We start from the raw sequence: 26383 nt of genomic DNA on the forward strand, positions 1-26383 counted from the left end.
ACAACACAACTTAAAGAAGAATAATGAGTGATTTTTTAAAGCACGAATGTGGTATTGCTTTAGTTAGGTTAAAAAAACCGCTTCAATATTATAAAGACAAATACGGTACTGCTTTTTATGGTTTAAACAAGTTATACTTGTTAATGGAAAAGCAGCATAATAGAGGTCAAGATGGTGCAGGTTTAGCTAGTATTAAGTATAATGTAGAACCAGGTACAAGATATATTAGCAGAATTCGTTCAAATAAAACACAACCGATTCAAGATATTTTTGGTCAAATTAATGGAAGAATCAACGATATTTTTGAAAAGAATGAAGAGAAACTAGATGATGTTGCATGGCAAGAAGAAAACATGCCTTACATTGGAAATTTATTCTTAGGTCATGTTCGTTACGGAACTTTTGGTGGAAACAGTATTGAAAACGTACATCCATTTTTACGTCAGAGTAATTGGAAACATAAAAACCTTATTGTAGCAGGAAACTTCAATATGACAAACTCTAAAGAGCTAATGAAAGAATTAGTGACTTTAGGTCAACATCCAAAAGAAGCAACAGATACAGTTACAGTAATGGAAAAAATAGGTCATTTCTTAGAAGATGAAGTGGCAGATACTTATAAAAAAGCTAAAGCTGCAGGTTTTAATAAAAGACAAGCGTCACCATTTATTGAAGAGCATTTAGATATTCAACGAATTTTAAAACGTTCTTCTAGAAATTGGGATGGAGGTTATGCTATGGCTGGTTTATTAGGTCATGGAGATGCTTTTGTATTAAGAGATCCATCAGGAATTCGTCCTGCATTTTGGTACGAAGATGATGAAGTTGTAGTAGTAGCATCAGAAAGACCAGTAATTCAAACTACATTTAATGTTCCAATTGAAGAAGTTAAAGAATTACCTCGTGGTAAGGCATTAATTATAAAGAAAAGCGGAGCTACTTCGGTAGAACGTATTATAAAAAAGAGAGATAAACTTTCGTGTTCATTTGAGCGTATTTATTTTTCTAGAGGAAGTGATGCCGATATTTATCAAGAAAGAAAAAATCTAGGAAAGTTTGTTTTTCCAGAGGTATTAAAGTCAATTAACGACGATATTTCAAATTCTGTTTTCACATATATTCCTAATACAGCTGAAACTTCTTTCTACGGAATGATGGAAGCTGCTGAAGATGTATTAAACCAACAAAAAACTGCTGAAATTTTAGCAGGTGGAGGAAAGCTCTCTGCGCAAAGGGTAACTGAAATCTTATCGGAAAGACCTCGTTTTGAGAAGATCGCTATTAAAGATGCTAAACTAAGAACTTTTATTACAGACGATAATAGTAGAGACGATTTAGTAGCTCACGTATACGATGTAACTTATGGTGTAGTAAAACCTACAGATAACCTAGTTATTATTGACGATAGTATTGTAAGAGGAACTACATTAAAGAAAAGTATTATTAGAATCTTAGATCGTTTATCGCCTAAGAAAATTGTTGTTGTTTCTTCTGCACCACAAATTCGTTATCCAGATTGTTATGGTATCGATATGGCTAAAATTGGTGACTTTATTGCATTTAAAGCTGCATTAGAATTACTAAAAGAAACAGATCAATATCATATTGTTGATGAAGTATACGAGAAGTGTAAAGCACAACAAGTGAATGCTGATAAAGACATCGTAAACTTTGTAAAAGAAATTTACGCTCCATTTACTCACGAACAAATTTCAGGAAAAATAGCTGAAATGTTAAAAACGGAAGAAGTAAACGCAGAAGTAGAAATCATTTATCAAACTGTAGAAGGATTACATAATTCTTGTCCGAAACATAAAGGAGATTGGTATTTCACAGGAAATTACCCAACACCTGGTGGACATAGAGTTGTTAACGAAGCATTTATCAATTTCTACGAAGGAAATGATAAAAGAGCATATTAATAAAAACTACATTGTTTTTAAAAAGACCACTAATGAGTGGTCTTTTTTGTTTTATAAAACTAAATAAATAGTACTTTGGTAATATATTACAAACCAATTTCGCAATGAATGTAGAAGAGAAAATAATCGATTATAAACAAGTTTTAGAAAGTTTATATAACACAATAGCTTCAGAAGAAAATAAAGGAGCTATAGCTACTTATATTCCAGAATTAGCCAAAGTAGATTCGAATAATTTTGGAGTTTGCTTCTTGTCTACAAATAACGAAGAATATGGTGTAGGAAATTGGCAAACAAAGTTCTCAATTCAAAGTATTTCTAAAGTATTGTCACTTAGTATAGCATATCAAGTTTTAGGAGATAAAATATGGGAACGTGTAGATGTAGAACCTTCAGGAACTCCTTTCAATTCTTTAGTTCAGTTAGAATCTGATGGCGGAATTCCAAGAAATCCGTTTATGAATAGTGGCGCTATGGTAATTTGTGATATGCTAGTGAGTCATTATAAAAATCCGAAAGAAGATTTTTTAGCTGCAGTAAGAGAAATCTGTGAATCTAGCGATATTCAGTATTCAGAAACTGTGGCAAAATCAGAGGCTTCCGTAGGATATAGAAATAAAGCGTTATGTAATTTTATTAAATCCTTCGGAAACATAGAAAACGAGCCAGAAGAAGTTTTAGATTTTTACTTTAACATGTGTGCTATTGAAATGAGTTGTCAGGAATTATCAAAAGTATTTATGTTTTTGGCGAATCCTAATTTTAAGACTTCAAAAGGAAACAATGTTTTAAGTTTAAGTAAAACCAAAAGAGTGAATGCAATTATGCAAACTTGTGGATTTTACGACGAATCTGGTGAATTTTCTTTTCGAGTAGGTTTACCAGGTAAAAGTGGTGTTGGCGGTGGAATTGTAGCTATTTATCCAGGGAAATACTGTATTACAGTTTGGAGTCCGAAATTGAATGAAAAAGGCAATTCATATCGAGGAATGAAATTTTTAGAAGCGTTTACTACAGAAACAGAACAATCTATATTTTAAGACAGTAGCGGTTTCAGGTAGAAATAAAATTTAAAATTTTTGCAATTTTTTAACTTTTTGTTCGACTACAAAAAATATTAGAAAATGTAAATTTTAGATCAGCGTATGTCTTCAAAATTAAAATACTGGTATTTGCATAAACATAAACTTTTTAAAAACTTAAGTTATGAAGAGATTGATAGTTTATGCATTTTAAAGCGTTTTAATAAATCGAAGAAAAATGAAATTATACAGTTACCATACAGCGAAAAAGAACGTGTATATTTCTTAAAAAAAGGAACGATAAAACTGATAAGTATATGTGAACAAGGTCAAGAAACATTGATTGATGTATTACAAAAAGGTGACTTATTCGGAGATTTAAATTTAGAACGTTCAGAAGAAGTAAGTAATTTTTTTAAAGTAGTTTCCGAAGAAGCAATTATCTGTACATTTTTAAAAGAACGATTAGAAGATTTAACGCTTAAAAAACCAGACTTTGCACTAAAGTATATCAAGTTTATTGGTTTTCGCTACAAGAGCATTCAGAATAACTATCGAAACTTATTGTTCAAAGATGCCAAATCTCGTTTAGTATTGTTACTAAATATGCTGATAGAAAAAGAAGAAGTAACATCAACTTCTTACATTTTACCTAACTTCTTAACGCAAAAAGATTATGCACAATTAATTTGTGCTTCTCGTCAAACCGTAATTTCCTTATTTAAAGAGCTTGAAGATGATGGTTTGCTTAACTACGCACAAAAGGAAATATCGATTCCAGATATTCATAAAATCAAGGAATGTGTCGAAAATGTAAAGTAGCTTACATTTTACATTTTATCATTTATCTAACATTGTACTGTGAAAATTGAGTACAATTTTAAACAAAACAATTATGATTTCTAAAACTACTATTTCTTGGCTGTTACGAATCGTTGTAGCTGTTATTTTTATTCAAACACTGTATTTTAAATTTACAGCGCATCCAGATTCAGTACATATTTTTTCAAGTTTAGGTTTAGAACCATTTGGAAGAATAGGTCTTGGAGTAGCAGAATTAATCACTTCAATTTTATTACTAGTACCTAGAACAAAAATTACGGGATTAATTTTATCAATAGGTATTATTTCTGGAGCTATTTTCTCTCATTTTTTAGTGATTGGAACGAATGTAGAAGGTGATGGTGGAACATTATTTTGTTTAGCTCTAATAATTTTATCAGCGTGTATCGGATTACTATTTATTCATAAAGAAGAAATATTGGGGATGATAAAAAAGTTGCAAAAAAGTAAATAGTTTTTGAGATTAACTATGCAGAGGAAATAATTATAACGTAGTTTCATGCTGTAAACAAAACCTTTTCTTAATTTTAGAAAAGGTTTTTTGTTATAAATTTATAAATGATAAATTTTAAAATATAAGTAGTGAAATACTTTAGCTTAGCGATATTATTAGTGTCGTTATTTTCTTGTAAAACCAAAGAAAAGCCAATTGAAATACCAATGGAGAAAAAAATTGTTGTAGCACACAGAGGAGCTTCAGGATATTTACCAGAACATACAATGGAAGCAAAAGCTATGGCTTATGCAATGCATCCAGATTATATAGAACAAGATTTGGTATTAACTAAAGACGATGTTCCTGTGGTTATTCACGATATTCATTTAGATGAAGTTACTAATGTTGCTGAAGTATTTCCTGATAGAAAACGTGAAGATGGGCGATTTTATGTAATTGATTTTACTTTTGAAGAAATTCAACAACTCAAAGTTTGCGAACGTTTCGATCATAAGACAGGGAAACAATTTTATCCAAAACGTTTTCCTAAAGGAAAAGGAAAGTTTAGACTGCATTCATTTCAAGAAGAAATAGAATTAATTCAAGGTTTAAATCAAAGTACTGGGCAAAATATTGGTATTTATCCAGAAATTAAAGATCCAGGATTCCATCATGAAAATGGAAAAGATATCGCTAAAATTAGTTTAGATATTCTTAGAGAATATGGATATACTTCTAAGAAAGATAAATGTGTTTTTCAGTGTTTTGATGCGAAAGAATTAGAGCGTGTTCGAAAAGATTTAAATTCTGATTTATTCTTAGTGCAATTAATAGAATTTCCTGAAGAAACTAAACAGTTAAATCATTTTGCAACTTATGCAGACGGAATCGGACCGTGGTATAAGCAGATTGTAGATAAAAAAGAAAAAGGAAAATGGTTGTTTACAACATTGGTTAACGATGCACATGAACTCGGATTACAAGTACATACATATACATTACGATCAGATCAATTAGGAGAGTTTTCTTCTTTTGAAGAACATGTAAAAACAATATTATTTGAAGCTGGAGTTGATGGCTGTTTTACAGATTTTCCTGATCAAGTTATTAAAATATTACCATAACATTTTAGAACATATGGTTACTAAAAATCACCTTTTTTGGGTGATTTTTTTGTTTTAGCAAAGCAATAATTTTGCGGCTAAAGGGAGAACATAATGTATAAAATAATTGAAGAAGAAGTATTTAGAGAAAACGATACTCTTATCGATGTATTCAACAACATTTATCTTTATAAAGTAGGATATAAGAACTTAGAAAAACTATCAAATTTTGTTTTTGAAAAATATGCGTTCCACTATCATAAAAAATACAATTGGAAGCCAGATGATGAAGTAAGAAAGGCAATGTTTGAATCGGATAAAAAGCAATTTAAAGATTCTGTTTATTTCGCATATAAAACTTTAGATGATCGTTTTTTAGGCACGATAAAAGTGAGTAAAAGAACTACGCAACAGTTCTCTATTGAAAAAGATTTTAATATCAATATAGATGATTTTGTAAAAAGTCAAAATTTCCCTGTAAACACAATTTGGCATTTAGGTCGCTTGGCAATAGCGTCAGAGATTTTAAAAACAGAATACACAGTGTCTAGCAAAGAATTAATAGAAAGATTATTAATTCATTCACTCAATTATATAGCTGTAGATGAAAACAATTTAATGCTGGCAGAATCAGATGTGTTAATTCATAAAATCTTTGATCAGTTAGGAGTTCACATGGAAATCATTGGAGAGCAAAAAGAATTTTTAGGAAGTCCAACTTACCCAGTAATGTTAAAAGCATCTGCAATTCGAAAATGGTTCGAAACATCAATAAACAATAAACTTCAATCAAATTAATTAGAAGATGAAAACTATAAAAGCAATATCAGAAATGCATGATAGCGAGAGGTATCATAAAAATGTATTGTATATCACACCAGAACAACAAGATAAAATTAAAGATATTAAAATCGTATTTGGAGGTGTAGGTTTAGGAAGTGTAATTGCAGAATCACTTTTACGTTTAGGATTTGAAAACTTTGTGTTTATCGACGGAGATGAGGTAGAAACTTCTAATTTGAATAGACAAAACTATACAGAAGAACATATTAATACTTCTAAAGTAGCATCGATTACTCAACGTTTAACTGCGATAAATCCTGAAGTAAAAGTTACGTATCATCATGTGTTTTTAGAACCAGACACTATTGAAAACTACGTTAAAGGTTGCGATATAGCTATTAATGCAATTGATTTTGATACGTTACAAACTCCTTTTGTTTTTGATGAATGTTGTAAAGCACTTGGTATACCAGTAATTCATCCTTTAAATTTTGGTTGGGCAGGAGCAGCTTATGTGGTTACCCCAACGAGTGAACAAATTTATGATGTAGCTAGAAGTACAGGAAGATTTGAGTTAGTTTTAATTCAAAATATGTTGAATTATTTCGAAAATAGAAAAGATATCGACTTATCGTGGTTTTACGCTTTTTATGAAGCGTATAAAGCAAAATCAAAAGAAATTACACCACCACAACTAATTGTAGGTTCGCATATTGCTGCGGCCTTAGTTACCAATATCGCTTTTAGTTTAAGTAATAATTTACCTGTTAAAACATACCCCGAACCTTACTTTTTATCAACACGATAAGAATAAGAAACAAAAAAACCTCAATATTTACTGGGGTTTTTTAATTCTAATATGAGTTTTAAAATTCTAGTTCTTGTTTAAATTTTACCGATTGTCGTCTAGAAACTTCTACTTCTGTATTGTTCTCCATTGTAAATTTTAATTTTCCATTAAACCAAGGAGTAACATTTGTGATATGATTTAGATTTACAATTTGTTGTCTGTTAACTCTAAAAAAAGAGTTTGTAGGTAATCTACTTTCAATTTTGTTTAACGATTTGTAGATCAAAGGTTTTTTGTCTTTAAAATATACTCGTGTGTAATTACCAACAATCTCGAAAAGTGTAATATCTTGTATGGCAACCATCCAACAATCTTCTCCGTCTTTTAAGAAAACCTGACTGGTTGGTGTGAATTGTTTTTGAGGATTTTTTTCTGTGTTTTCCTCTATTTCAATTCGATCTATTGTTTTTTGTAATCGATCTTTATTAATTGGTTTTAATAAATAATCGAACGCATTGTATTCAAAAGATTTTATTGCATATTCATCATAAGCAGTGGTGAAAATTACCTTCGGAATTTCATCTAACATTTCCAATAATTCAAATCCGTCTTTTTCTGGCATATTAATATCTAGAAATAATAGATCAGGAAAAGAAGTGTTTATCATCTCAAAAGCATCATCTACATTTTCGGCTTCTCCAATTACTTCAATATGTTTATGTTCTTTCAATAAAAGTTGTAACTCTTTTCTTGCCAATCGAGAATCTTCAACAATGATAGCTTTTAAGGTAGTTTTCATAACGGAAGTTTTATAAGCGCAATTACTTCGTCTTCAGTTTCATTTAAATCAAAACTAGCATTATTTCCGTATAAAATTTGAAGACGATCACTAATGTTTTTCAATCCAATTTTAGTTGATGATTTTCCTTTTTCAATTTTACCTGTATTTCCTACTTTTATACATAGGTTTTTGTTTTCTTCGAAAATAGTAAGTGTTACTACGCCACCTTTCTTTTGCTGAGAAATTCCGTGTTTAATTGCATTTTCAATCAACATTTGAATAATCATCGGAGGAATTTCTTGAGTTAGCAGATTTTGATCTACATTTTCTACATAAGTTAATCGATCTTCAAACTGAATATAAGAAAGCTCTATAAAATTATTCACCATTTCTAATTCATCTTTAACTTTAATAGTGCTATCGCTACTTTTAGAAAGAGAATATCGAAGCAACTCAGATAAACGAGTAATCATGTCTCTAGCTTTTTCTACATCTTCTAACATTAATCCACGAATATTATTTAAACTATTAAACATGAAATGAGGATTAATTTGTCCTTTTAATGTATTCAGCTGAGAGTCTTTTAAAGAACTTTCTAACTGTAAATATTCAATACGTCGCTTTTTTGAATTTATAATTGTTTTAATACTGATGTAAAATAATGCCCAAAAAAGAATGAATAAGAAAATGTTTAGAAATGTAGAAACCATCATAATGTGATTTTTAGCATCTAAAGCTGTTTCATGAATTAAGTTATAAGTTACATACGATAAAACGATTAATGATCCGGCATAACCCGAAGAGGTTGTAAAATAAGCAACAATAACTTTTACTGATTCTTTTTTTAGCTTATCTAATGATTCTAGAAAACTTTTGATGTAGTTTCTGAAGATTGTACTCCAAAAAATTCCTAGAAGAAAGAATAATAAGGTTTCTGTAAGTATATACTTTTTTGTTAATCTTTCAGAATTGGTTAGAAACTTAGCATAGCCGTTTAATAATGATGGAATTCCCCAACCCACAATTTGTAAAATCCAGAACAGTAATTGTTGCGATCTTTTTTGCATAAATATTAGCTCTTAAAGTAAAGATACTATTCTTAGTAGAATTAAAAACGTTTTAAAATCCAATCTTTAATTACTACCAAAGCATCTTCCGAGAAAGTTTCTTCAATAGTAGCATATTCTTGAACACTTCCTGTTTCTGCTTTCTGAAATAAATGATTAAATCCATCTAATTCTACAAATTCAGCATCTTTGTTTTTAGCTTCTTTAAGAGCAGTTTTAATTCCGTTTAAGTTTAATTGAGAAAGTACTTGTATGTCTTTTGAGCCGTTTAATGCTAAAAACGGACAAGTAATTTTTGATAGATATGCCTTAGGATTTGTTTTAATAAAGTTCAACATCCATTTAGAAGTAAGCATTTTAATTTGACCGTCTATCACAGGTTTTGTTAACTGCATTAATAAAGGACTACTTGGATCTGCTTTCTTTTGTTCAGCTAAAAACGAATGAATTTCTGTAGCAATAGTTAAAGAATCTGAAGATTTCTGAGTTATATCGTACATTTTCGCGGCTAATTTTTCATTCTTATCGATAAAATCAGCAGGTACATTTTGAAGTTCCATTGCTTTTCTCGATTGAGTTAATAAAATTTCAGCACCATCTACTCCTGGTCCAGCAAGAGAAATAACAAAAGCTAAGTCTTTACTTTGTGAAGCGGTAATTGCAGCAATTAAAGAACCTTCGCTATGACCAATTAATCCGATCTTTTTTGTGTCAACAACATTTCCTTTAGTTTTTAAGAATGCAATTGCACCCAAAACATCGTCAGCAAAATCGTGACTTGTAGCTCCTTTAAATTCACCTTCAGATTCAGCAATTCCACGATCATCAAAACGTAATACAGCAATTCCATTATTAGTTAAGTAATCTGATAATACTAAAAAAGGACGATGATTAAATTGCTTTATTTCGCTATTTCTGTTTTGTGGTCCAGATCCAGAAATTAAAATCGCTACTGGTGGATTTTTTTTATCCTTAGGTAATGTTAATGTTCCTGCCAATTTAAAATCTGCTTTTCCACTTTTAAAAGTTACATCTTCTATTTGATAAGAAAATGGTGCAACAGGATCTTGAGGTCTTTTTTCTGATTGTCCGAAAACGGAAAGTAAACTAGAAATAAAGAATAAAAAAAGTAGTAAAAGTAAACGTATCATAATCAGTAAATTTTTTTAGCTAAACTAAAGATCTTTTTCGCTTTTTAAGCTTGAAATATGATAAGTGGTAAAATAGAAATGCAAACGGTAATTATAAGTAGTGAAAACTGTAAGTCGCTAAAAACAAGGGGTTGAGTGAGAATTTCAACCCGTTTTATTCCCTTTTAACCTCTGTTTTTCCCTCTCACCTATGTTTTTTTTAATAAGAAGAGTTATTGAAGGTTATTTGTAGTGTTGTTAGCAAATAACACCTATCAACATTTAATTTTTAACTACTATTAAACACCTTTATTATGATTTTAAAAAGAATATTAATTTTAAGTTTTTTCGTTTTTTCGAATATAGTATTAGTGAGTCAAAATGATACTTGTATGAGTCCATCTGAAGATGATGATCTTCTTTCAGAACTGAATGCAATCGATAAATGTGTTATTGAAAAAGAGGAAAAAGAAGTAGCAATACCAAAAAAGAAAAGATATCTTAGAATAAGAAAAACGAATTATTACGCAAATCTGAGAAAGAATATTAACGACTTAAAAAAGAAGAAAAAAGAACCAGTTAAAGAAGTAATTGCTAAAGAAGTATATCTTGGAGAAGTAACTCAAGAACCAGTTTTATTACTAGCAAACCAAAATAAAAGAAATTTAAAAGAAAGTTTAGATAGCTATGTTACTGATAACTTAGTATATCCTGAATCTTTAAGAGATAAAAATGTTGAAGGTATTGTATGGAGTAGCTTTGTTATTGACACTAAAGGGGAAGTGAAAAACATTGTTACTTTAGGACCAATTGGAGGTAAATTATTAGAAGAAGAAGCTGCTAGATTATTAAAGGCATTACCAAAATTTACTCCAGGGGAATTAGATGGAGAAAAAGTTAACGTAAAGCATTTAATGGCAATAAAGTTTGAATTAAATATATAGTTCGTATTAGATGTATATATCATAATAAGTGGGAGGAACTATAAAAAGAGATTCTAAATGCATAGAAAACATTTAGAATCTCTTCATTTATTTTATTAAAGTCTAAAAACCTACTTTGTTAAAGTATCTGTTCCTAAATAACCATCATTTTTATTGTAATACCAAGCTCTCACTTTAGGCATTTTTATACCATTGATAGTTTCTTCTTCAGAAAGTAAAATATATTCGCCACTATCTTTAGTTGCTTTAAAGAACTGATAAACTTCCATAGCATAGGTTTTCGGATTAAAATAAAAATACCAAGTATCTTTTCCTACGTTTGCATCATAAGTAGCTTTTAAAACCAAATATTCTTTTCCTTTAAAGGTTTTCTTTTCTACTTTATCATCGATAATAGTTCCATTATCTTTTAACTTCATCGGTAGACCATATAAATATGTGTAGTAGTTCTTAAACAAATTTGCTCTGTCACAACTCAATTTGTGTTCTTTTAGAATTGCTTCAGAAGGATTTTCATTACCATTGAAAGCAATTGTACAATTTTCCTTTTCTACAGTATATTTAGTTGTGTTTTCGCCTCGTTTTGCTTCTACAGAAAAAAACTGATTCGGTAGATTGATTTCTATTTTACTATCTCTTTTCGGATTATTAGGAGTTGTCATAGTAACATTTAGTGTTCCTTTAAAGGCTTCCCAATTTCCGTTTGGATCGTGGTATTTAATAGCCTTTTCTAATAATTCTTTTCCTGAAATATTTTGAGCGTTTACCAATAAATTAAAAGAGAATAATAAACTTAAAAGAAGCGATAGTCGATACATAGTACATTAGATTTATTGAACTAATGTACTGTTTTTTGAAGAATGTATACGTGAATTAACAATTTACAATTGATCTTCAACAAACTTTTCAGCTAATTCTTTTAGATAGAATTTTGTTCGATCGAAAGCATCGTTAACATCTGTGGCAATGTTGATAATATCTTTTGCATAATCAATTTTGAAATGTTTTAATTCTTCTGAAGTCAAAGAAATTTCTCCGCAGAATACAGCGACTTTGGTTAAAAGGTTTCTGGCTTGTAAAATACCTTGAATCGTTTTTCCATTTTTAGTCTGTTCGTCTAGTTTTCCTTCACCAGTGATAATCCAATCAGCATCTTGAATTACTTCATTAAAATTCGCCAGTTCTTTGATTAAATTAATACCAGAAATAAGTTCACCTTTCAGAAAAATATGACACCCAATACCCATTCCTCCAGCTGCACCACCACCTACAATTTTTTGAGTTTGTGTATTAAAATGATGATCTAAAACTTTTGAGAAATGAATCATACCGTTTTCCAATAGCATAATATCACTTTCTGAAGCTCCTTTTTGTTTTGCATACACGTGAGAAGCACCATTAGATCCGTATAACGGATTGGTAACATCGCAAGCTATTTTAAATGTAGTGTGTTGTAATTTAGGATGTACATTTTTGGAAGAAACCTTTTCAATTTCATTAAGATTTTCTCCAATAGGATGGACCGGATTTCCCTTTACATCGTAAAATTCATATCCTAAAGCAGTTGCCATTCCAATACCGCAATCGTTAGTTGCACTTCCGCCTAATCCGATAATAATTGTTTCTGCTCCTTTTTCTAAAGCATCAATAATCAGTTCGCCGGTTCCGAATGTACTTGCTTTTTTAACGTTTAAAACATCTCCAACTAAAGCTTTCATTCCTGAAGCTTCAGCCATTTCTATAAACGCTGTTGTTGTTGTTTCAGAATATAAATAACTGGCCTCAATTTCATTGAAATAGGCACTTTTTACTTGTTTGGTCATTAAATTTCCACCTAAGTAATATTGTGCAATATCAATAGTACCATCACCTCCGTCTGCTAAAGGAAGTAGTTTGATATTATCTCGATGAACAAAGTTTTGTAATGTGCTTTTAAAGATATCACAAAACTCAAACGAAGAGAGTGTACCTTTAAATTTATCTGGGGCAATAACAATACGCATAACAAATAGTTTTAGCTAAAAAGCTGTGGAATAAATAGACTAAAGATGATGATAAGAATAAAGAAACCTACTAAAATTCCTGTTTCACGAGTTAATACAGATTGTAAATTGATGCTGTATGTTTGACTTTGCATTTGCTTTGCAGGTACTTTTGGAGTCAATTTACTAACCAGTACAGCTAAAACTACAGCAATTACAAAACCAGTTAAGTTGTACCAAATCCAGAATAAATCAGGAACATTTTGAATTCCAATATTTGCTAACGCTTGATGAATATTTTCTGATCCGCTATAGAATTTTCCTTGATTGATAAAGTAAGTAATTTCAGGAAGGTATTTAAAAATTAGATTTATAATTACTGAACTTATAATGGCAACATTCATTCCTATATGATTTACTTTTTTGAAGAAAATAGCTAAGATGAAAGCCGCTAAAATAGGTCCGTAAAACAATGAAGAAATGGAATTGATAATTTCAATAACTGTACTTTGACTGTTACCAAATAAGTAGGCTGCCAGAATACAAACAGCACCCCAAAAAACAACTAATATTTTAGAAGTGAAAAGATATTTTTTCTCTGATAATTGTCCTTTGCTATTGAAAAAATCTTCAATAGTTACAGCGCTTAAAGAGTTGATTGTAGAACTTAAGGAAGACATTGCGGCAGACATAATTCCGATCATTAATATTCCAATAAAACCGTTTGGTAAATATTTAGTGATAAATACAGGAATCATTAAATCAGGTTTTATTCCGTTCCTAGCATATTCAGCAGGATAATGAGTTTTTGTAGTCGTAACAATACTGTCGTAAAATTCAGGAATGTTATTTACTAAATAACCAATAATTAATCCCATAACACAATACACAAAAACTACAGGAAAACGAAGTAAACCATTTGCCACCAATAGTTTTTTTATTGAAGAACTATCTTTTGCTGAAAGTAAACGTTGTGCTTGAGTTTGATCGGTTCCGTAATACGATAAGTATAAAAATAATCCACCTAAAAGCATAGGCCAAAATCCGTAATTTTCGTTGTTGTAAATTCCTAAATTATCTAGTTCTATAACTTGCAATCTAGAAGCATCAAAACCTTTAAACTGACCAATATCTTTCATCATATAATATGCGACACCTAAACAAATAATTAAACCCAAGAAAAGAATGATCATTTGAATTGCATCTCCCCAAACCACAGCTTTCATACCGCCTTGATAAGAATAAATAAGTGTAACAACACTTATGATTAATAAAGTAAGATGAAAACTAATACCAACTACAGCTTGAATAATTAACGCCATAGTAAACACCATTACTCCAGTACCTAAAGCTCTACTTATTTGAAAAACCAAACTGATAAGTTTTCGTGTTGAAGCAGAAAAACGTTTTTCTAAATATTCATAAACACTAACAACTCCAGATTTATATAATGGGGGAATAACAAAAAACATAATACCTACCATGGCTAATGGCACACCAAATTCAAACGTTAGCCATTTCATACCACCACCTTGTTTTAAACCGACGAACGCAGGTGCCGAAATAAAACTAATGGCAGACAATTGCGTAGCCATGGTAGATAAGCTTAATGGGAACCAACCTAGACTTTTACCTCCTAAAAAGTAATCTTTAGAAGTTTTATTCTCTTTAAAAAAATATCCCATGCTCATAAATGCAATGAGATAAACGATAATAAGTGTATAATCTAGCCAGTTCATAGGTATCTATTATTTAGGGGAATTAAATGTTATTCGCTTAATAAATCTATTAAAAGTGCTGCACTCCAAGAAAAATTATTTCCTCCATATCCAGCTGTATTATTTTGATGCTCTTCTTTTCTTGCATCGAAATATTCGTAAAATCCGTTTTTTTCTAATATTTCAATAGAATCATCCTTCACGCGTTGCGCTATAGCATTGTATCCGTATTTATTCAATCCGTGATATAATAACCAGTTTAAATTAATCCAAACCGGGCCTCTCCAATATTGTTTTGGTTTATAACGTTCGTGAGTTGGATCGAAAGAAGCACACATGTACTGATCTTCATTTCCAAATTTATCCATTAACGTACCAACTAATTCATCTGCTCTTTTTTGATCTGGAATTTCAGCAAATAAAGGCGCAAAAGAAGAAGAAGAAACATAACGTAATAACTTCTTATTTCTTAAATCGTAATGGCAATACGCTTTTAGTTCTTCATCGTATAATTTATCATTAAAACTTTGAATAGATTTCTCTGTGAGTTGTTTTAATGTCGCTATTTTATCTTCGTTTCCACCAATTAATTCATACAAACGAATTAAAGATTGATTAGAAGCAATAAGCACTGTATTAAAAAGCGGATCTTGAATTAAGAAAGGTGATAATTCTGCAATTTTCTCATCATTATAATGATGAGCTTTTGCTATTTCAATAATGTGTAAATAATGATTATATTCTTCATTGCTTGGTCTTTGAGAAGCATCTACATGAGTTGTGTCTCTTCGTTCAAATTTATACTTTGGAGATTCCATGGTGTTCCAAACATCGTCCCAAATAGGAGAATTGTCTGTTCCCGATTCCCAATTATGATAAATGTATACCAATCCTTCATCTAAAGGATCTCGATGCTTATAAAAATACAAGCTATATTCATAAACGGCATCAATTGTAGCTTTAATAAACGCAGTAATATCTTCTTTGTTTTCAGCAATGTGATACATACGTTCTAGCATAAAACCAAGAACATGTGGTTGTGTCATTCCTGTAGTCGGAATTTTATTAACAACTAGTGGACTTAAACTAGATTGATGAAATTCTGGTCCAGGGAAATAGGTGTCACTTTCATTATGAAAAATGATGTGCGGTATAAATCCGTTTGACCATTGTGAATCGATTAGTGTTTTAATCTCTTTCTTGGCTTTTTCCATGTCGAAATGAGCAAAACCGATAGCTATAAATCCAGAATCCCAATTCCATTGAAAAGGATATAAACCCTGGCAAGGAATGGTAAATCCTTTTTCCTGATAGTTGTTATTTAATATCTCTCGAGCTTTCGAGATAAGTTTTTGATCTTTCATAAAAATTAGTAAAAGAGCATTGGCTTATGTGTTGATAATGATGTTGCTAAGCCAATGCTTTATAAAAAAACTATTAACAAATTGTGTGATTAAAAGTTGAAGGTTGCTGTTAAGAATAATCTTCTTGGTAAAATTGGTCTACCGAAGAAAAATTCTGCATCACCAGCTTGATTAACGTTTCTTGGATCTCCTTCTGTTACTCCGTCTGTATCGAATAAGTTGAATACAGAGAATCCTAAACGTAAATTATCTCTTTTCTCGTTTAAATCGAATGTATATCCAGCTCCAAGTCTTACAATAGAAATTGGATCTAATTCAACGTTATTATTATCTGCTGCGAATTTGCTACCTGTGTAGTTTAAAGAGAATACACCATCAAATTTCTTGTCATCGTAGTGTAATCCTAAAGCAGTAATAAAATTCGGTTGTCTTGCTAGTTTATTACCTTCATTAATTGAAGTACTTCCTCCGTTTACTAAATCTTCATCTACATTTTCAGTAATCTCATGATCTTGATACGTAAGAGTTCCTCTGAAGCTTAAGTTTTCAATGAATTTATAATCCCAGTTTGCTTCAACACCAAATGTAGCTGTATTCTGAGAAGATCTTGTTAAATCTACTAATTGACCAGCATTAAAACCTTGAGTAATTCTGATACGATCACTTAATCCTACGTAATACGCAGCAAAAGAACCAGAAAGTTTTTCGCTTCCATATTTAGCTCCTGCTTCAAACTGAATGATTTGTTCAGAATCGTATTTACTGTTTGTTACTCCAGTTGAAATTGGTGCAAATCCTCTTAATTGTGGGAAGAAATATCCTTTAGAGAAGTTAGCATATAAGTTTACTTTCTCATTTAATTCATATAAACCAGCTAAAGAAACTGCCCAATCTGTAGCAGATACAGAAGCTCTTGTAAAACTACCATCTGCATAACTTACGTTAGCAAGTTCTGGAGTTAATTCTGGATTGTCGTAAACTTGTTCTTCAACAATGTTTCCGTTGCTAAATACACCATCTGTAGATTCTAGACGGAATCCAACATCGAAACGCCATCTATCAAATACCATTTCATCTGTAATGTAAACCGCACTTCTATTTTGGGTTAAAAATCTATTTGAAGTCATACCAATTCTGTTGTATAAACCACCTTCAGAATACACGACATTATTTCCGTTTCCATCTGTATAACTTAAATTGATTAATCTTGGATTATTATTGAATTCTGATAAAACACGATATTGAAAGTTTACATCTTCAGCTTCAGAACGAGCTAAGAAAGTTCCTAAAGTAATAGAGTGACTTCCGTTATCGGTATTAATTTTCTTTACAATTGCAGCTTCCCCTGCATAATCTGTCATCGGACGTAAACGGTCGATATGTAAATTATCAAGTACTAAATCGTTACCATTTACAGGAACTGTACTTCCTTGATAAGTTGCTGTAAAATCAGTGTTTCCTGGAGCAACATTATTGATGTATTCATTTAAAGTGATAGGATTGTTATTCGCGCCATTTCCTCCAATGTATAAAGCAAAATTATGCTCGTACTCTGCAAATCTTATTTTTGACTTAAATTTTAAATCATCAGTAAAATTGTAGTTGAAATCGGTAAGTACATAACCACCTTTAGTAGAAACTCCATCTTCAATTGGGCTGTTATAAATTCCACCCGGAGTTCTAAAAGAAGTATTTGCTAATTCACCAGATAATAACTGAAAAACTTCTTCACCATCGTTTCCTGTTAATCTAGATCGAGATGCTCCGTCTAAAGGTAATGGTAAAAAGAATTGAGCATTATCGTTGATGTATTGTCCATGAACAGTTAATGAACCATTTTCGAATTTCTTTTTAATATTTCCTCTGAATTGCGCTCCTTTTGTTGGTAAACCTGTTACAATCGGACCTTCATCGTATCTTACAAACCCAGTAAAAGCGTAATATGTATCAGAATCTTCTCCACCTAAACGACCACCAGTATAAAAGTCAGTTTTTACACGTCCTTTATTAGCCCATTCTACATTGATAATATTATTTGCATCTGTATCTCCTGTTTTACTTGTGTAATTTAAAATACCAGCAACAGATCCAGCCCCGTATAATACTGCTGCTCCACCACGAACAAATTCAAATCCCTTAAAACCAATATCTGGTCTTGCATAAACATCGTGAGCAGATGAATTTAATCCGAAAGTACTCATTAAAGGCATTCCGTCGTATTGTAACGGATTAAAAACATATTGTCCGCCAGAAGGTAAACCTCTTACAAATACATTTGTAGCTGTTTCACCACCACCACCTTCAGCAGTAACACCAGGAACACTTCTAATAATATCAGCCTGACTATTGGCAGATAGTTTTGTAATCTCTTTTTGTTTTAAAGAGCTTATAGATAAAGGTGCGTTTTTTTGCGATCTAAAAGTACTAGATGCGGTAAGTACAACTTCATCAAGTACATCTCCACCTTCTTGAAGAACAATGTCTTTTTGAATTGTAGTTCCATCCAATTGTATTACTTCTATAAATGTTTTAAATCCTACAAAACTCGCTCGTAATGTTTGTTTACCTGTAAGAGAAGTAACCAAGGTAAAATTTCCATCAAAATCTGTAGAAGCTCCAGAAGAAGTTCCTTCTATAATGATGTTTACTCCAGGGATAGGCTCACCCTGTTTGTCTTTTACTGTACCTTTTATAGTTGTTTGTGCAAAAGTTGAAAAACCATAAAACGATAATAATACTATTAATATTTGTTTCATAAAATTGCGAATTAGTTGCTAATAGGGTAAAAATATTATTATATGTTTATTTTTTTTTCGATAATTTTACGAAAAATTAACGCAAACGTTACCGCAAACGTTTGCATAAGAGTATTTCGTTAAGATTTAACCTAAAATTTACGTTATGAAAAAAGAAACTACAACATTAAAACAGATTGCAGCGAGTTTAAATCTTTCTATTTCAACAGTATCAAGGGCGTTAAATGATCATATTGATATTAGTGAAGAAACAAAACGTAAAGTAAAAAGAGAAGCAGAACGACTACAATATGTGCCCAATATTCTTGCAAAAGGGTTTCGAAAACATAAAACAAATATTATAGGAATTATAGTTCCGAGTGTTATTCATTCGTTTACAGCTACAATTTTAAAGGGAATATTATTAGAGTCTGAAAAAACTAATTACACAACCATTATTGCGGAAACAAATAATAATCCTGAGAAAGAAAAAGACGTTTTAAATACAATGCTTCAATTTGGTGTTGAAGGAATTTTAATGGCCTTATCTAAACATACTAGAGATATTTCACCAATGTTGCATGCGCTAAAAAAACGACCTTTAATTCTGTTTGATAAAGTATCAAGTAAAATTCCTTGTACTCAAGTGGTGATTGATGAGGTTGCTGCTGCAGCAAATGCGGTTGAACATTTGGTTAATATTGGAAAGAAGCGTATTGCGATTATTAAAGAACGTGAAGATTCATATAATTCTGAAAAGCGATTTGAAGGTTATAAGCAAACCTTAAAAAAACACGATTTGCCAATTGATGAGAGTTTAATTTTAAGTACAGATGATTCATCAATTAATGAAGGGAAACGATTAGCAAGAGAACTAATATGTTTAAAAGATAAACCAGACGCTATTTTTTGTATTACAGATGATTTTGCTATTGGTGTGATTAAAACATTAAAAAAGTTTGCTATAAAAATACCAGATGAAATCGCGGTTGTAGGTTTTAGTAACTCATCTCACTCAACAATTATAGAACCTAATCTTACTACTGTAAATCAGCCAGGAGGTAGAATCGGAAAGTTAGCCATGCAGCAAATGATAAGAGAAATTGAAAGCAATGAAGTTTTCGGAACGAGTAAATCTATTGAAATTCAAACGAATTTGATTATAAGAGAATCTACTTTTTTATAAATTAAAATTAAATCAGAGAGTAAAATCGTGTGTTTTTTACACTTTGTATTTATTTTGATAAGTCTTCTATTAAGTTTTGATAATCTTCAAAATACAACTCTCTCATACTTTCAACATAAGGACGCTGATTTACGTAACCATCATTAAAATCCTTTAATCCAGAAAGTAGCATTTCTTTAGCTTCTTCTATTTTTCCTTCTTGCTTTAAAATAAGGGCTAAATAGTATTTTCCATCAGCATAAACATCGTATGAATTTTTTAATAACAATTCGAAATTCTCTTTAGCTTTTTCAAAGTCATTTGTTTCATAGTAAACGATTCCTTTGTATAAATAAGTTGTAACTTCAATAGTACTTGTTCCGAATTTTTCAATTTCTTCATTTATATATTTATCAAAGTATTTTAAAGAGTTCTCATAATCTTTTAATCCTAAGTAGGCAATTCCTATCCAATAATGAACACTATGACCTTGAGGTGCATCAGTAAAGCTTGGATTTAATGCATCACTAGCATTAAAATCTGCAATAGCTTTCTTATAATTTCTGTAAAACCATAAATAACAATAACCTCTGTATCCTTGCCAAACTTCAGGATTTAAAGCTACAGCTTTATCCATGTGTTTTTTCCATAAGTGTGGCATTCCTCTTTTTAAATACGCGACAGACATTTCTCTAACAGCTTCGGCATATGTTGGGTCAATTTCAATAGCTTTTTGAATTCTAGTCATGCTTTTTGGAGAGCCCTGATATAAGTGTGCGCCTTCTTTAAAAACTTTTTCAGCTAAAACTCTTTGTTCTGTTTTTCCCATTTGATTTACTTTCTCTTTACAAGAAGACAGAAGACTAAAGCAAATAAGTAAACTAAGGTAATATTTCGACAATTTCTCCATTTTCAATGCGATAAGATATGTACATATAATAATTTCTTGGCTGATTTTTATAAGAAAAAACTGCCCAATTTCTAGAATCTGAAGTTAACTTTAGTAATTGTTTCACCATGTTTTTATTCAATGGAGATTCCTCTAAATCTAGATTCATTTCAATGATTTCAAACCAACCCGCGTTTCCTTCGCAGTTTATCAAAAACCGAAAGTTTAAATATCCAGAATCGGTGTAAGACTCGTTTTTATAATTTGAAAGGATAAAGTTTTTGAACTGTTTTTTACTTCCTTCAAAAGCATCATCAGGAGCACCGTGATGTATTTTATAAATACTTCGATCTCCACAAAGTGTGTATGTATCGTTTAATAAAGCTTTTTCTTGATCTATATATCCAATATGATGAGAGAATTGCTGCGTATCAACTTCAAACTTTCCGTAGAAATTATAATACAGTATAGCAAAAGTTGTAATTCCACCTAAGAACAAAATAGAAAAGACGTATAGTGTAGTTTTTAGCTTTTTTCTTTTTTTCATGAGTCAAATGTAATTTAAAAAAACATAAAATTTTGATAAAAGAGAAATCTATGTACAAACGACAAATAAAAGAGTACGTATAGCAAAAGTAGCATAGAAAGAAAGTAAGATTTGAATAAAAAAATCCCGAACTAGGCGGGATTTTTAATTTATAGAATTCTTTTGTCTTAATTGTTAAAGCGAAGCGATTTAGTTTCTAAACTATGCTTCTTGTTGTTGAATATCTAATTTAATACTCAATTCTTGTAATTGTTCATTATCAATTGTTGCAGGTGCGTCAATCATAACATCTCTACCAGAATTGTTTTTAGGGAACGCAATAAAATCACGAATTGTTTCTTGTCCGCCTAAAATAGCAACTAAACGATCTAAACCGAAAGCTAAACCTCCATGTGGTGGCGCTCCATATTCAAAAGCATCCATTAAGAAACCGAACTGAGCTTTCGCTTCTTCTTCAGTAAATCCTAAATGTTTGAACATAATCGCTTGTGTTTCTTTATCGTGAATACGGATAGATCCACCTCCAATTTCGTTTCCGTTTAAAACTAAATCATAAGCATTTGCTTTTACAGCTCCTGGATCTGTATCTAATAATTCGATCTGACCTGGTTTTGGAGAAGTAAATGGGTGGTGCATGGCATGATAATGTCCAGTTTCCTCATCTAACTCTAATAATGGGAAATCAACAACCCATAACGGAGCAAATTCATCTGGTTTACGTAAACCTAAACGTTCAGCTAATTCCATACGTAATGCACTTAACTGTGCACGTACTTTATTCGTGTTTCCAGATAAAACACAAATTAAATCTCCTGGTTCTGCTCCTGTAACTTCTGCCCATTTTGCTAAATCTTCTTGATCGTAGAACTTATCTACAGAAGATTTAAAACTTCCGTCTTCGTTACATTTCACATATACCATTCCTAAAGCTCCAACTTGCGGACGCTTAACCCAGTCAATTAATTTATCAATTTCTTTACGAGTGTAAGAAGCAGCTCCAGGAACAGCAATTCCTACTACTAACTCTGCACTATTAAATACTTTAAAATCTTTATGTTGTGCAACTTCGTTTAATTCACCGAATTGCATTCCGAAACGAATATCTGGTTTGTCATTTCCGTATAAACGCATAGCGTCATCAAAAGACATTCTTGGGAATTTATCAACTTCAACTCCGTTAATCTCTTTTAATAAATGACGAGTCATTCCTTCGAAAATCTCTAAAATATCTTCTTGCTCTACAAACGACATTTCGCAGTCTATTTGTGTAAACTCAGGTTGACGATCGGCACGTAAATCTTCATCTCTAAAACACTTTACGATTTGGAAATATTTATCAATTCCACCAACCATTAACAATTGTTTGAATGTTTGTGGCGATTGAGGTAAAGCGTAAAACTGACCAGCATTCATACGAGAAGGCACTAAGAAATCACGCGCTCCTTCTGGTGTAGATTTAATTAAATATGGAGTTTCTACATCAATAAATCCTTTGTCAGATAAATATTTACGTACTTCCATCGATACTTTATGACGGAATAATAAACTGTTTTTAACAGGATTACGACGAATATCTAAATAACGATATTTCATACGAATATCTTCTCCACCATCAGTTTCATCTTCAATCGTAAATGGAGGTAATTTAGCATCGTTTAAAATCGTTAAGTCAGAAACTAAAACTTCGATGTCTCCAGTTTCTAAGTTAGGATTTTTAGAAGCTCTTTCGATTACTGTTCCTTTTACTTGAATAACGAACTCTCTACCTAAGGTTTTTGCTTTTTCAATAAGATCTTTTGAAGTTCTTTCTTCATCAAAAATCAACTGTGTGATTCCATAACGATCTCGTAAATCAACCCAGATCATAAAACCTTTATCTCTTGATTTTTGAACCCATCCAGCAAGGGTAACTTCAGTATTAATATGCGATGCTCTTAATTCACCGCAAGAATGCGATCTATACATTTTTGATAATTTTAGATGCGCAAATTTAACTATAATTGTTAGTTTGTAAAAAATTACTATAGTTTAGTTTTTAAGTTGAATTATCTATTTTTTTGTATTTCTAAAACATCGGAGAAATGACACTACAAGAATTCAAACATAAATTACAAAACGAACCTGCTACAATAGATTTTTCAGAAACGATATCAGTGATCGAAGACAACTATAATTTTACACCTTCTGCATTTAAAAACGGAGTGTTAGAAAATGAAGTTTCTCAAAATCAAGGTTCATGCAAAGTGTTTTCATTTGCAATTCAACAAGAACTTACACAAGAGGAAACTTTAGCTTGTTTCGGACAATATTATGCTGAGGTTGTTAATGAACCTAACGGAACAGGTCATCAAAACATCAGAAATTTTATGAATACTGGTTTTGAAGGATTGAGTTTTGAGAATGAAACGTTATTCAAAAAAAGTTAATTTTTATTGTCTCTTTTTAATTGATTGGAGAGTAGATTAATAAATAAATTCGACTTTGTTTCTTTTTCATATTTTATTAGATCTTTTAGAGACATATTTGGATATAGTTTTTTTAAAACATAGGCGTTTAGAGGTTTTTTTATTACTATACAAATTGTAAAAACAAATATTAATGTTGTCATCTATTACATTTAATAATTTCAATCAAATTTATTCATCATTAATTTTTTTTTAATAAAAAAGTCCATAACCTTTCCGTAGCTTCACTTAATTAGAAAAAAATAAATTGAGAAACATAAAATAACCTTTTAATTGAATCTTAGCAATAAACTCAACTTAATTCAAGACCTAAAAAGAATTAAATTTTTACAGAGAAATAAAAGTGTATTTTTAGCATATTAAAAATTGTAGTATGTATAAGAATACACTTTATTTTATGGTTTTGTTTTTCGCATTTACTTTAGTAAAAGCCCAAGATGATGGAAAAAGTAATGAAGAAGTAGTTGATTGGTCTGTTGATGATTTTATAGTTTATTGTCCGGAAAACATAAAGCAGAATCTAAAAAAAGACTTGTCTTATGAAGTGAATCTATGGAAAACTAGATCAAATTCTTTTGTTGCACACTATTCGGGAAACGATTTTGGAGATTACCATCATATAAATTTTACAGATGAAAACGAAAATATATATGATTTTGGTTTTGGAAATAATGATTTCGGAACTATTATACTCTTTTTTAAAGACAAACAGTTTAACGACAATCCAAAATATTTAAAGAAAAAATTTAAAGTGTTTTGGAAATGGAAAGTATCTTCATTTCCTTGTTGTAATGGTGATTACGAAATGGTTAAAACCTACAAGCCATCTATAACAAAACTTCAATTATTAGATTAAATAAATTAAGAGTTTTGTTGTGATCAATTTTTAGGAATCTAAGAATATATTAAGCTTTCACAGAAAAATAAAAGTGTATTTTTAGCCCATTAAAAAATTGTAATATGTATAAAAACACACTTCTTATTTTATTGTTTATTATTTCAATAGTTTCATGTAAGAAAACAACTGATAATCAAAAAAATAAAACTTTAAAACCAACTAATTATTCAGAGGTTTTAAACCAAGAATTTACTGGAGATTTAGCTTACAATACTACAGCTTTTGTAGAAAAATATTGGAGAGTTGTAGGAAACACCGGTTTTAATAAATCGATATATAAAGTAGCAGAAGAATTAGAAAAATCTGGATTTGTAAAAGAAGAAAATGCCAAAGATGGAGATGTTCTTACCTATCGTATAGAAAAAAGACCATTACAAAGACCAACCTGGGAATCTGTAGATGCTTCATTAAGAATTGCAGGTAAAGAGGACATTTTATTACAGCACGATACGAATAGAAACATGATTGCTTTAAATTCTTACAGTACACTAAAAGAAGGAATTACTGCAGAAGTAATTTATGTTGAAGACACTAAAAGTTTAGAGAAAATGGATGTAAGAGGAAAGATGGTTTTTGCTGAGGTTCATCCGTATAGAATATTTAAAAAAGCTATAGTAGAAGGTGGAGCAGTTGGTTTAGTAACTTATAACAATCCAAGTTATTTACAGCCAGAGAAAAATACAACTTCTATTCAATTCCGAACAATTCCTTTGAATGAAAAGATTAAATCTTGGGGAATAGCTTTGTCTTATAAAGCAAGAGAAGCTTTAAAAAAAGAATTAAGCAAAGGAAAAGTGAAACTTACAGCAGTTGTAAATACCAAAATTTATGAATCTGAAGAGTTAACTATTGTAGCCGATATTAAAGGAACTACTTATCCAAAAGAAAGATTAGTTTTCAGTGCACACGTTCAAGAGCCTGGAGCAAACGATAACGCAACAGGAGTTGGTGTTGCTTTAGAAATGGCAACTTTAACAGCTAACTTTATAAAGAATAATAGGTTTACAAATAAAAGAACATTAACGTTTCTTTGGGGAGATGAAATTGTTTCTACAAGAAGATATGTAGAAGAAGATAGTATTAGAGCTAAAGATATTAAATGGGGAATCTCGTTAGATATGGTTGGAGAAGATACAAAGAAAACTGGTGGTACTTTCTTAATTGAAAAAATGCCAGACCCGAGTGCAATTTGGACTAGAGGAAAAGACAAGCATACAGAATGGGGAGCTGCAGAAATGAAGTTGTCTCAAATGAAACCTCATTACTTAAATGACTTCTTAATTAATAAATTCAAAGCTCAAGGAAAAATTGCGAATTGGGAAGTAAATACAAATCCATTTGAAGGCGGAAGTGATCATGTTCCGTTTTTGAAAGGCAATATTCCAAGTGTGCTATTTTGGCATTTTACAGATCAGTTTTATCATACAGATAACGATCGTTTAGATAAAGTATCGCAGGAAACTTTAAAAAATGTAGGTGTTGGTTCTTTAACAGCAGCTTATACGCTATTAAATTCAGATAAAACCACTGCAACAACAATTTTGAATGAAATAGAAGTAGCTGCTTTAGCAAGATTACAAGAGGAAAAAGAGCAAAGTAAAATTGCACTTTCAAAAGGTGATTCTTTAACTACTCAAGTAAGAATTATTAACGCTTGGAATAATTGGTATGTGAAATCTGCTGAAAAGACACTAGATATGGTTAAGGATTCTTTAACTTTAAAGAAAAAAATCACCAAAACACAAGAGAAAATTAACACAACTTCAAAACAAATAGTTGAAGAGTTAAGTAAAAAATAG

The 26383-nt window shown here is 30.8% G+C and carries 23 protein-coding genes; 12 read left to right on the forward strand and 11 right to left on the reverse strand.

Features of this window, described 5'->3' with window-relative positions:
* Positions 1–23 precede the first annotated feature (23 nt).
* The 7 genes from Q1A15_RS04660 to Q1A15_RS04690 all read left to right on the forward strand — a co-directional run bounded on the left by Q1A15_RS04660 (position 24) and on the right by Q1A15_RS04690 (position 6917).
* Entirely contained in the window at positions 24–1922 is a 1899-nt protein-coding gene (locus Q1A15_RS04660) for an amidophosphoribosyltransferase (RefSeq protein ID WP_299619504.1), read from the forward strand.
* A 104-nt stretch (positions 1923–2026) separates the two neighbouring features.
* Positions 2027–2962 (forward strand): glutaminase, encoded by a 936-nt coding sequence (locus Q1A15_RS04665; RefSeq protein ID WP_299619507.1) that lies wholly within the window; start codon positions 2027–2029, stop codon positions 2960–2962.
* Positions 2963–3094: 132 nt separating this feature from the next.
* Positions 3095–3766: a Crp/Fnr family transcriptional regulator gene (locus Q1A15_RS04670; RefSeq protein ID WP_299619510.1), complete on the forward strand. Its 672-nt coding sequence runs from the start codon at positions 3095–3097 to the stop codon at positions 3764–3766.
* 73 nt (positions 3767–3839) lie between these two features.
* Positions 3840–4241: a DoxX family protein gene (locus Q1A15_RS04675; protein WP_299619513.1), complete on the forward strand. Its 402-nt coding sequence runs from the start codon at positions 3840–3842 to the stop codon at positions 4239–4241.
* 128 nt (positions 4242–4369) lie between these two features.
* Positions 4370–5347: a glycerophosphodiester phosphodiesterase gene (gene glpQ, locus Q1A15_RS04680; RefSeq protein ID WP_299619516.1), complete on the forward strand. Its 978-nt coding sequence runs from the start codon at positions 4370–4372 to the stop codon at positions 5345–5347.
* Positions 5348–5440: 93 nt separating this feature from the next.
* A complete protein-coding gene (locus tag Q1A15_RS04685) occupies positions 5441–6124 on the forward strand; it encodes a hypothetical protein (RefSeq protein WP_299619519.1) in 684 nt (227 codons plus the stop codon).
* Positions 6125–6131: 7 nt separating this feature from the next.
* Positions 6132–6917, forward strand: a complete 786-nt coding sequence (locus Q1A15_RS04690) for a ThiF family adenylyltransferase (RefSeq protein WP_299619522.1) — start codon at positions 6132–6134, stop codon at positions 6915–6917.
* A gap of 58 nt (positions 6918–6975) precedes the next feature.
* Here the strand turns inward: Q1A15_RS04690 and Q1A15_RS04695 are convergent, their stop codons facing one another.
* From Q1A15_RS04695 to Q1A15_RS04705, 3 genes are read right to left on the reverse strand one after another with little or no spacing between them, the layout of a single operon-like run.
* Positions 6976–7698 carry a LytTR family transcriptional regulator DNA-binding domain-containing protein gene (locus Q1A15_RS04695; protein WP_299619525.1) on the reverse strand — a complete coding sequence of 241 codons (723 nt, stop codon included), beginning with the start codon at positions 7696–7698 and terminating at the stop codon, positions 6976–6978.
* The gene (locus Q1A15_RS04700) at positions 7695–8747 is read right to left on the reverse strand and encodes a histidine kinase (protein WP_299619528.1); all 1053 of its coding nucleotides are present in this window, start codon (positions 8745–8747) and stop codon (positions 7695–7697) included. The genes Q1A15_RS04695 and Q1A15_RS04700 overlap by 4 nt, the downstream gene beginning before the upstream one ends.
* Positions 8748–8788: 41 nt before the next feature.
* Positions 8789–9898 (reverse strand): alpha/beta hydrolase, encoded by a 1110-nt coding sequence (locus Q1A15_RS04705; protein ID WP_299619531.1) that lies wholly within the window; start codon positions 9896–9898, stop codon positions 8789–8791.
* 371 nt (positions 9899–10269) lie between these two features.
* On the opposite strand from Q1A15_RS04705, the gene Q1A15_RS04710 reads away from it, so the two are divergent.
* Positions 10270–10821: an energy transducer TonB gene (locus Q1A15_RS04710; protein ID WP_299619534.1), complete on the forward strand. Its 552-nt coding sequence runs from the start codon at positions 10270–10272 to the stop codon at positions 10819–10821.
* Positions 10822–10931: 110 nt separating this feature from the next.
* On the opposite strand, the gene Q1A15_RS04715 is transcribed toward Q1A15_RS04710, so the two are convergent.
* The 5 genes from Q1A15_RS04715 to Q1A15_RS04735 all read right to left on the reverse strand — a co-directional run bounded on the left by Q1A15_RS04715 (position 10932) and on the right by Q1A15_RS04735 (position 18641).
* On the reverse strand, positions 10932–11639 hold the full coding sequence (locus Q1A15_RS04715) for a DUF6503 family protein (protein WP_299619538.1): 708 nt from the start codon (positions 11637–11639) through the stop codon (positions 10932–10934).
* Between the two features lie 63 nt (positions 11640–11702).
* The gene (locus tag Q1A15_RS04720; protein ID WP_299619540.1) at positions 11703–12824 is read right to left on the reverse strand and encodes a glycerate kinase; all 1122 of its coding nucleotides are present in this window, start codon (positions 12822–12824) and stop codon (positions 11703–11705) included.
* Positions 12825–12835: 11 nt separating this feature from the next.
* Positions 12836–14542 (reverse strand): sodium/solute symporter, encoded by a 1707-nt coding sequence (locus Q1A15_RS04725; protein WP_299619543.1) that lies wholly within the window; start codon positions 14540–14542, stop codon positions 12836–12838.
* A 29-nt stretch (positions 14543–14571) separates the two neighbouring features.
* The gene (locus Q1A15_RS04730) at positions 14572–15885 is read right to left on the reverse strand and encodes a trehalase family glycosidase (RefSeq protein ID WP_299619547.1); all 1314 of its coding nucleotides are present in this window, start codon (positions 15883–15885) and stop codon (positions 14572–14574) included.
* An 89-nt stretch (positions 15886–15974) separates the two neighbouring features.
* Positions 15975–18641: a TonB-dependent receptor gene (locus Q1A15_RS04735; protein ID WP_299619550.1), complete on the reverse strand. Its 2667-nt coding sequence runs from the start codon at positions 18639–18641 to the stop codon at positions 15975–15977.
* Positions 18642–18786: 145 nt separating this feature from the next.
* Between Q1A15_RS04735 and Q1A15_RS04740 the strand changes: the two genes are divergently transcribed.
* Positions 18787–19806 (forward strand): LacI family DNA-binding transcriptional regulator, encoded by a 1020-nt coding sequence (locus Q1A15_RS04740; RefSeq protein WP_299619553.1) that lies wholly within the window; start codon positions 18787–18789, stop codon positions 19804–19806.
* A 49-nt stretch (positions 19807–19855) separates the two neighbouring features.
* Here Q1A15_RS04740 and Q1A15_RS04745 read toward each other — a convergent pair whose 3' ends face one another.
* The 3 genes from Q1A15_RS04745 to aspS form a co-directional block, all read right to left on the reverse strand.
* Positions 19856–20614 (reverse strand): tetratricopeptide repeat protein, encoded by a 759-nt coding sequence (locus Q1A15_RS04745; RefSeq protein WP_299619556.1) that lies wholly within the window; start codon positions 20612–20614, stop codon positions 19856–19858.
* 52 nt (positions 20615–20666) lie between these two features.
* Positions 20667–21221: a hypothetical protein gene (locus Q1A15_RS04750; RefSeq protein WP_299619559.1), complete on the reverse strand. Its 555-nt coding sequence runs from the start codon at positions 21219–21221 to the stop codon at positions 20667–20669.
* Between the two features lie 201 nt (positions 21222–21422).
* The gene (gene aspS, locus Q1A15_RS04755) at positions 21423–23186 is read right to left on the reverse strand and encodes an aspartate--tRNA ligase (protein WP_299619562.1); all 1764 of its coding nucleotides are present in this window, start codon (positions 23184–23186) and stop codon (positions 21423–21425) included.
* A 116-nt stretch (positions 23187–23302) separates the two neighbouring features.
* Here aspS and Q1A15_RS04760 point away from each other — a divergent pair, with 116 nt between their 5' ends.
* The 3 genes from Q1A15_RS04760 (at position 23303) to Q1A15_RS04770 (ending at position 26383) form a co-directional block, all read left to right on the forward strand.
* The gene (locus tag Q1A15_RS04760) at positions 23303–23647 is read left to right on the forward strand and encodes a HopJ type III effector protein (RefSeq protein WP_299619565.1); all 345 of its coding nucleotides are present in this window, start codon (positions 23303–23305) and stop codon (positions 23645–23647) included.
* A 412-nt stretch (positions 23648–24059) separates the two neighbouring features.
* Positions 24060–24542 (forward strand): hypothetical protein, encoded by a 483-nt coding sequence (locus Q1A15_RS04765; protein ID WP_299619568.1) that lies wholly within the window; start codon positions 24060–24062, stop codon positions 24540–24542.
* Positions 24543–24646: 104 nt separating this feature from the next.
* Positions 24647–26383: a M28 family peptidase gene (locus Q1A15_RS04770; protein WP_299619571.1), complete on the forward strand. Its 1737-nt coding sequence runs from the start codon at positions 24647–24649 to the stop codon at positions 26381–26383.

The sequence above is a fragment of the uncultured Tenacibaculum sp. genome (assembly GCF_947495995.1).
Classification (GTDB): domain Bacteria; phylum Bacteroidota; class Bacteroidia; order Flavobacteriales; family Flavobacteriaceae; genus Polaribacter.

Excerpts from the sequence above, each read along its gene's own strand:
- Q1A15_RS04735 (WP_299619550.1), bottom strand. The coding sequence starts at position 18,641 with ATGAAACAAATATTAATAGTATTATTATCGTTTTATGGTTTTTCAACT.
- Q1A15_RS04745 (WP_299619556.1), bottom strand. The coding sequence starts at position 20,614 with ATGGGAAAAACAGAACAAAGAGTTTTAGCTGAAAAAGTTTTTAAAGAA.
- Q1A15_RS04665 (WP_299619507.1), top strand. The coding sequence starts at position 2,027 with ATGAATGTAGAAGAGAAAATAATCGATTATAAACAAGTTTTAGAAAGT.
- Q1A15_RS04675 (WP_299619513.1), top strand. The coding sequence starts at position 3,840 with ATGATTTCTAAAACTACTATTTCTTGGCTGTTACGAATCGTTGTAGCT.
- Q1A15_RS04685 (WP_299619519.1), top strand. The coding sequence starts at position 5,441 with ATGTATAAAATAATTGAAGAAGAAGTATTTAGAGAAAACGATACTCTT.
- Q1A15_RS04740 (WP_299619553.1), top strand. The coding sequence starts at position 18,787 with ATGAAAAAAGAAACTACAACATTAAAACAGATTGCAGCGAGTTTAAAT.
- Q1A15_RS04760 (WP_299619565.1), top strand. The coding sequence starts at position 23,303 with ATGACACTACAAGAATTCAAACATAAATTACAAAACGAACCTGCTACA.
- Q1A15_RS04730 (WP_299619547.1), bottom strand. The coding sequence starts at position 15,885 with ATGAAAGATCAAAAACTTATCTCGAAAGCTCGAGAGATATTAAATAAC.
- Q1A15_RS04705 (WP_299619531.1), bottom strand. The coding sequence starts at position 9,898 with ATGATACGTTTACTTTTACTACTTTTTTTATTCTTTATTTCTAGTTTA.
- Q1A15_RS04725 (WP_299619543.1), bottom strand. The coding sequence starts at position 14,542 with ATGAACTGGCTAGATTATACACTTATTATCGTTTATCTCATTGCATTT.
- Q1A15_RS04690 (WP_299619522.1), top strand. The coding sequence starts at position 6,132 with ATGAAAACTATAAAAGCAATATCAGAAATGCATGATAGCGAGAGGTAT.
- Q1A15_RS04695 (WP_299619525.1), bottom strand. The coding sequence starts at position 7,698 with ATGAAAACTACCTTAAAAGCTATCATTGTTGAAGATTCTCGATTGGCA.
- Q1A15_RS04750 (WP_299619559.1), bottom strand. The coding sequence starts at position 21,221 with ATGAAAAAAAGAAAAAAGCTAAAAACTACACTATACGTCTTTTCTATT.
- Q1A15_RS04700 (WP_299619528.1), bottom strand. The coding sequence starts at position 8,747 with ATGCAAAAAAGATCGCAACAATTACTGTTCTGGATTTTACAAATTGTG.
- Q1A15_RS04660 (WP_299619504.1), top strand. The coding sequence starts at position 24 with ATGAGTGATTTTTTAAAGCACGAATGTGGTATTGCTTTAGTTAGGTTA.
- Q1A15_RS04720 (WP_299619540.1), bottom strand. The coding sequence starts at position 12,824 with ATGCGTATTGTTATTGCCCCAGATAAATTTAAAGGTACACTCTCTTCG.
- aspS (WP_299619562.1), bottom strand. The coding sequence starts at position 23,186 with ATGTATAGATCGCATTCTTGCGGTGAATTAAGAGCATCGCATATTAAT.
- Q1A15_RS04765 (WP_299619568.1), top strand. The coding sequence starts at position 24,060 with ATGTATAAGAATACACTTTATTTTATGGTTTTGTTTTTCGCATTTACT.
- Q1A15_RS04715 (WP_299619538.1), bottom strand. The coding sequence starts at position 11,639 with ATGTATCGACTATCGCTTCTTTTAAGTTTATTATTCTCTTTTAATTTA.
- Q1A15_RS04770 (WP_299619571.1), top strand. The coding sequence starts at position 24,647 with ATGTATAAAAACACACTTCTTATTTTATTGTTTATTATTTCAATAGTT.
- Q1A15_RS04710 (WP_299619534.1), top strand. The coding sequence starts at position 10,270 with ATGAGTCCATCTGAAGATGATGATCTTCTTTCAGAACTGAATGCAATC.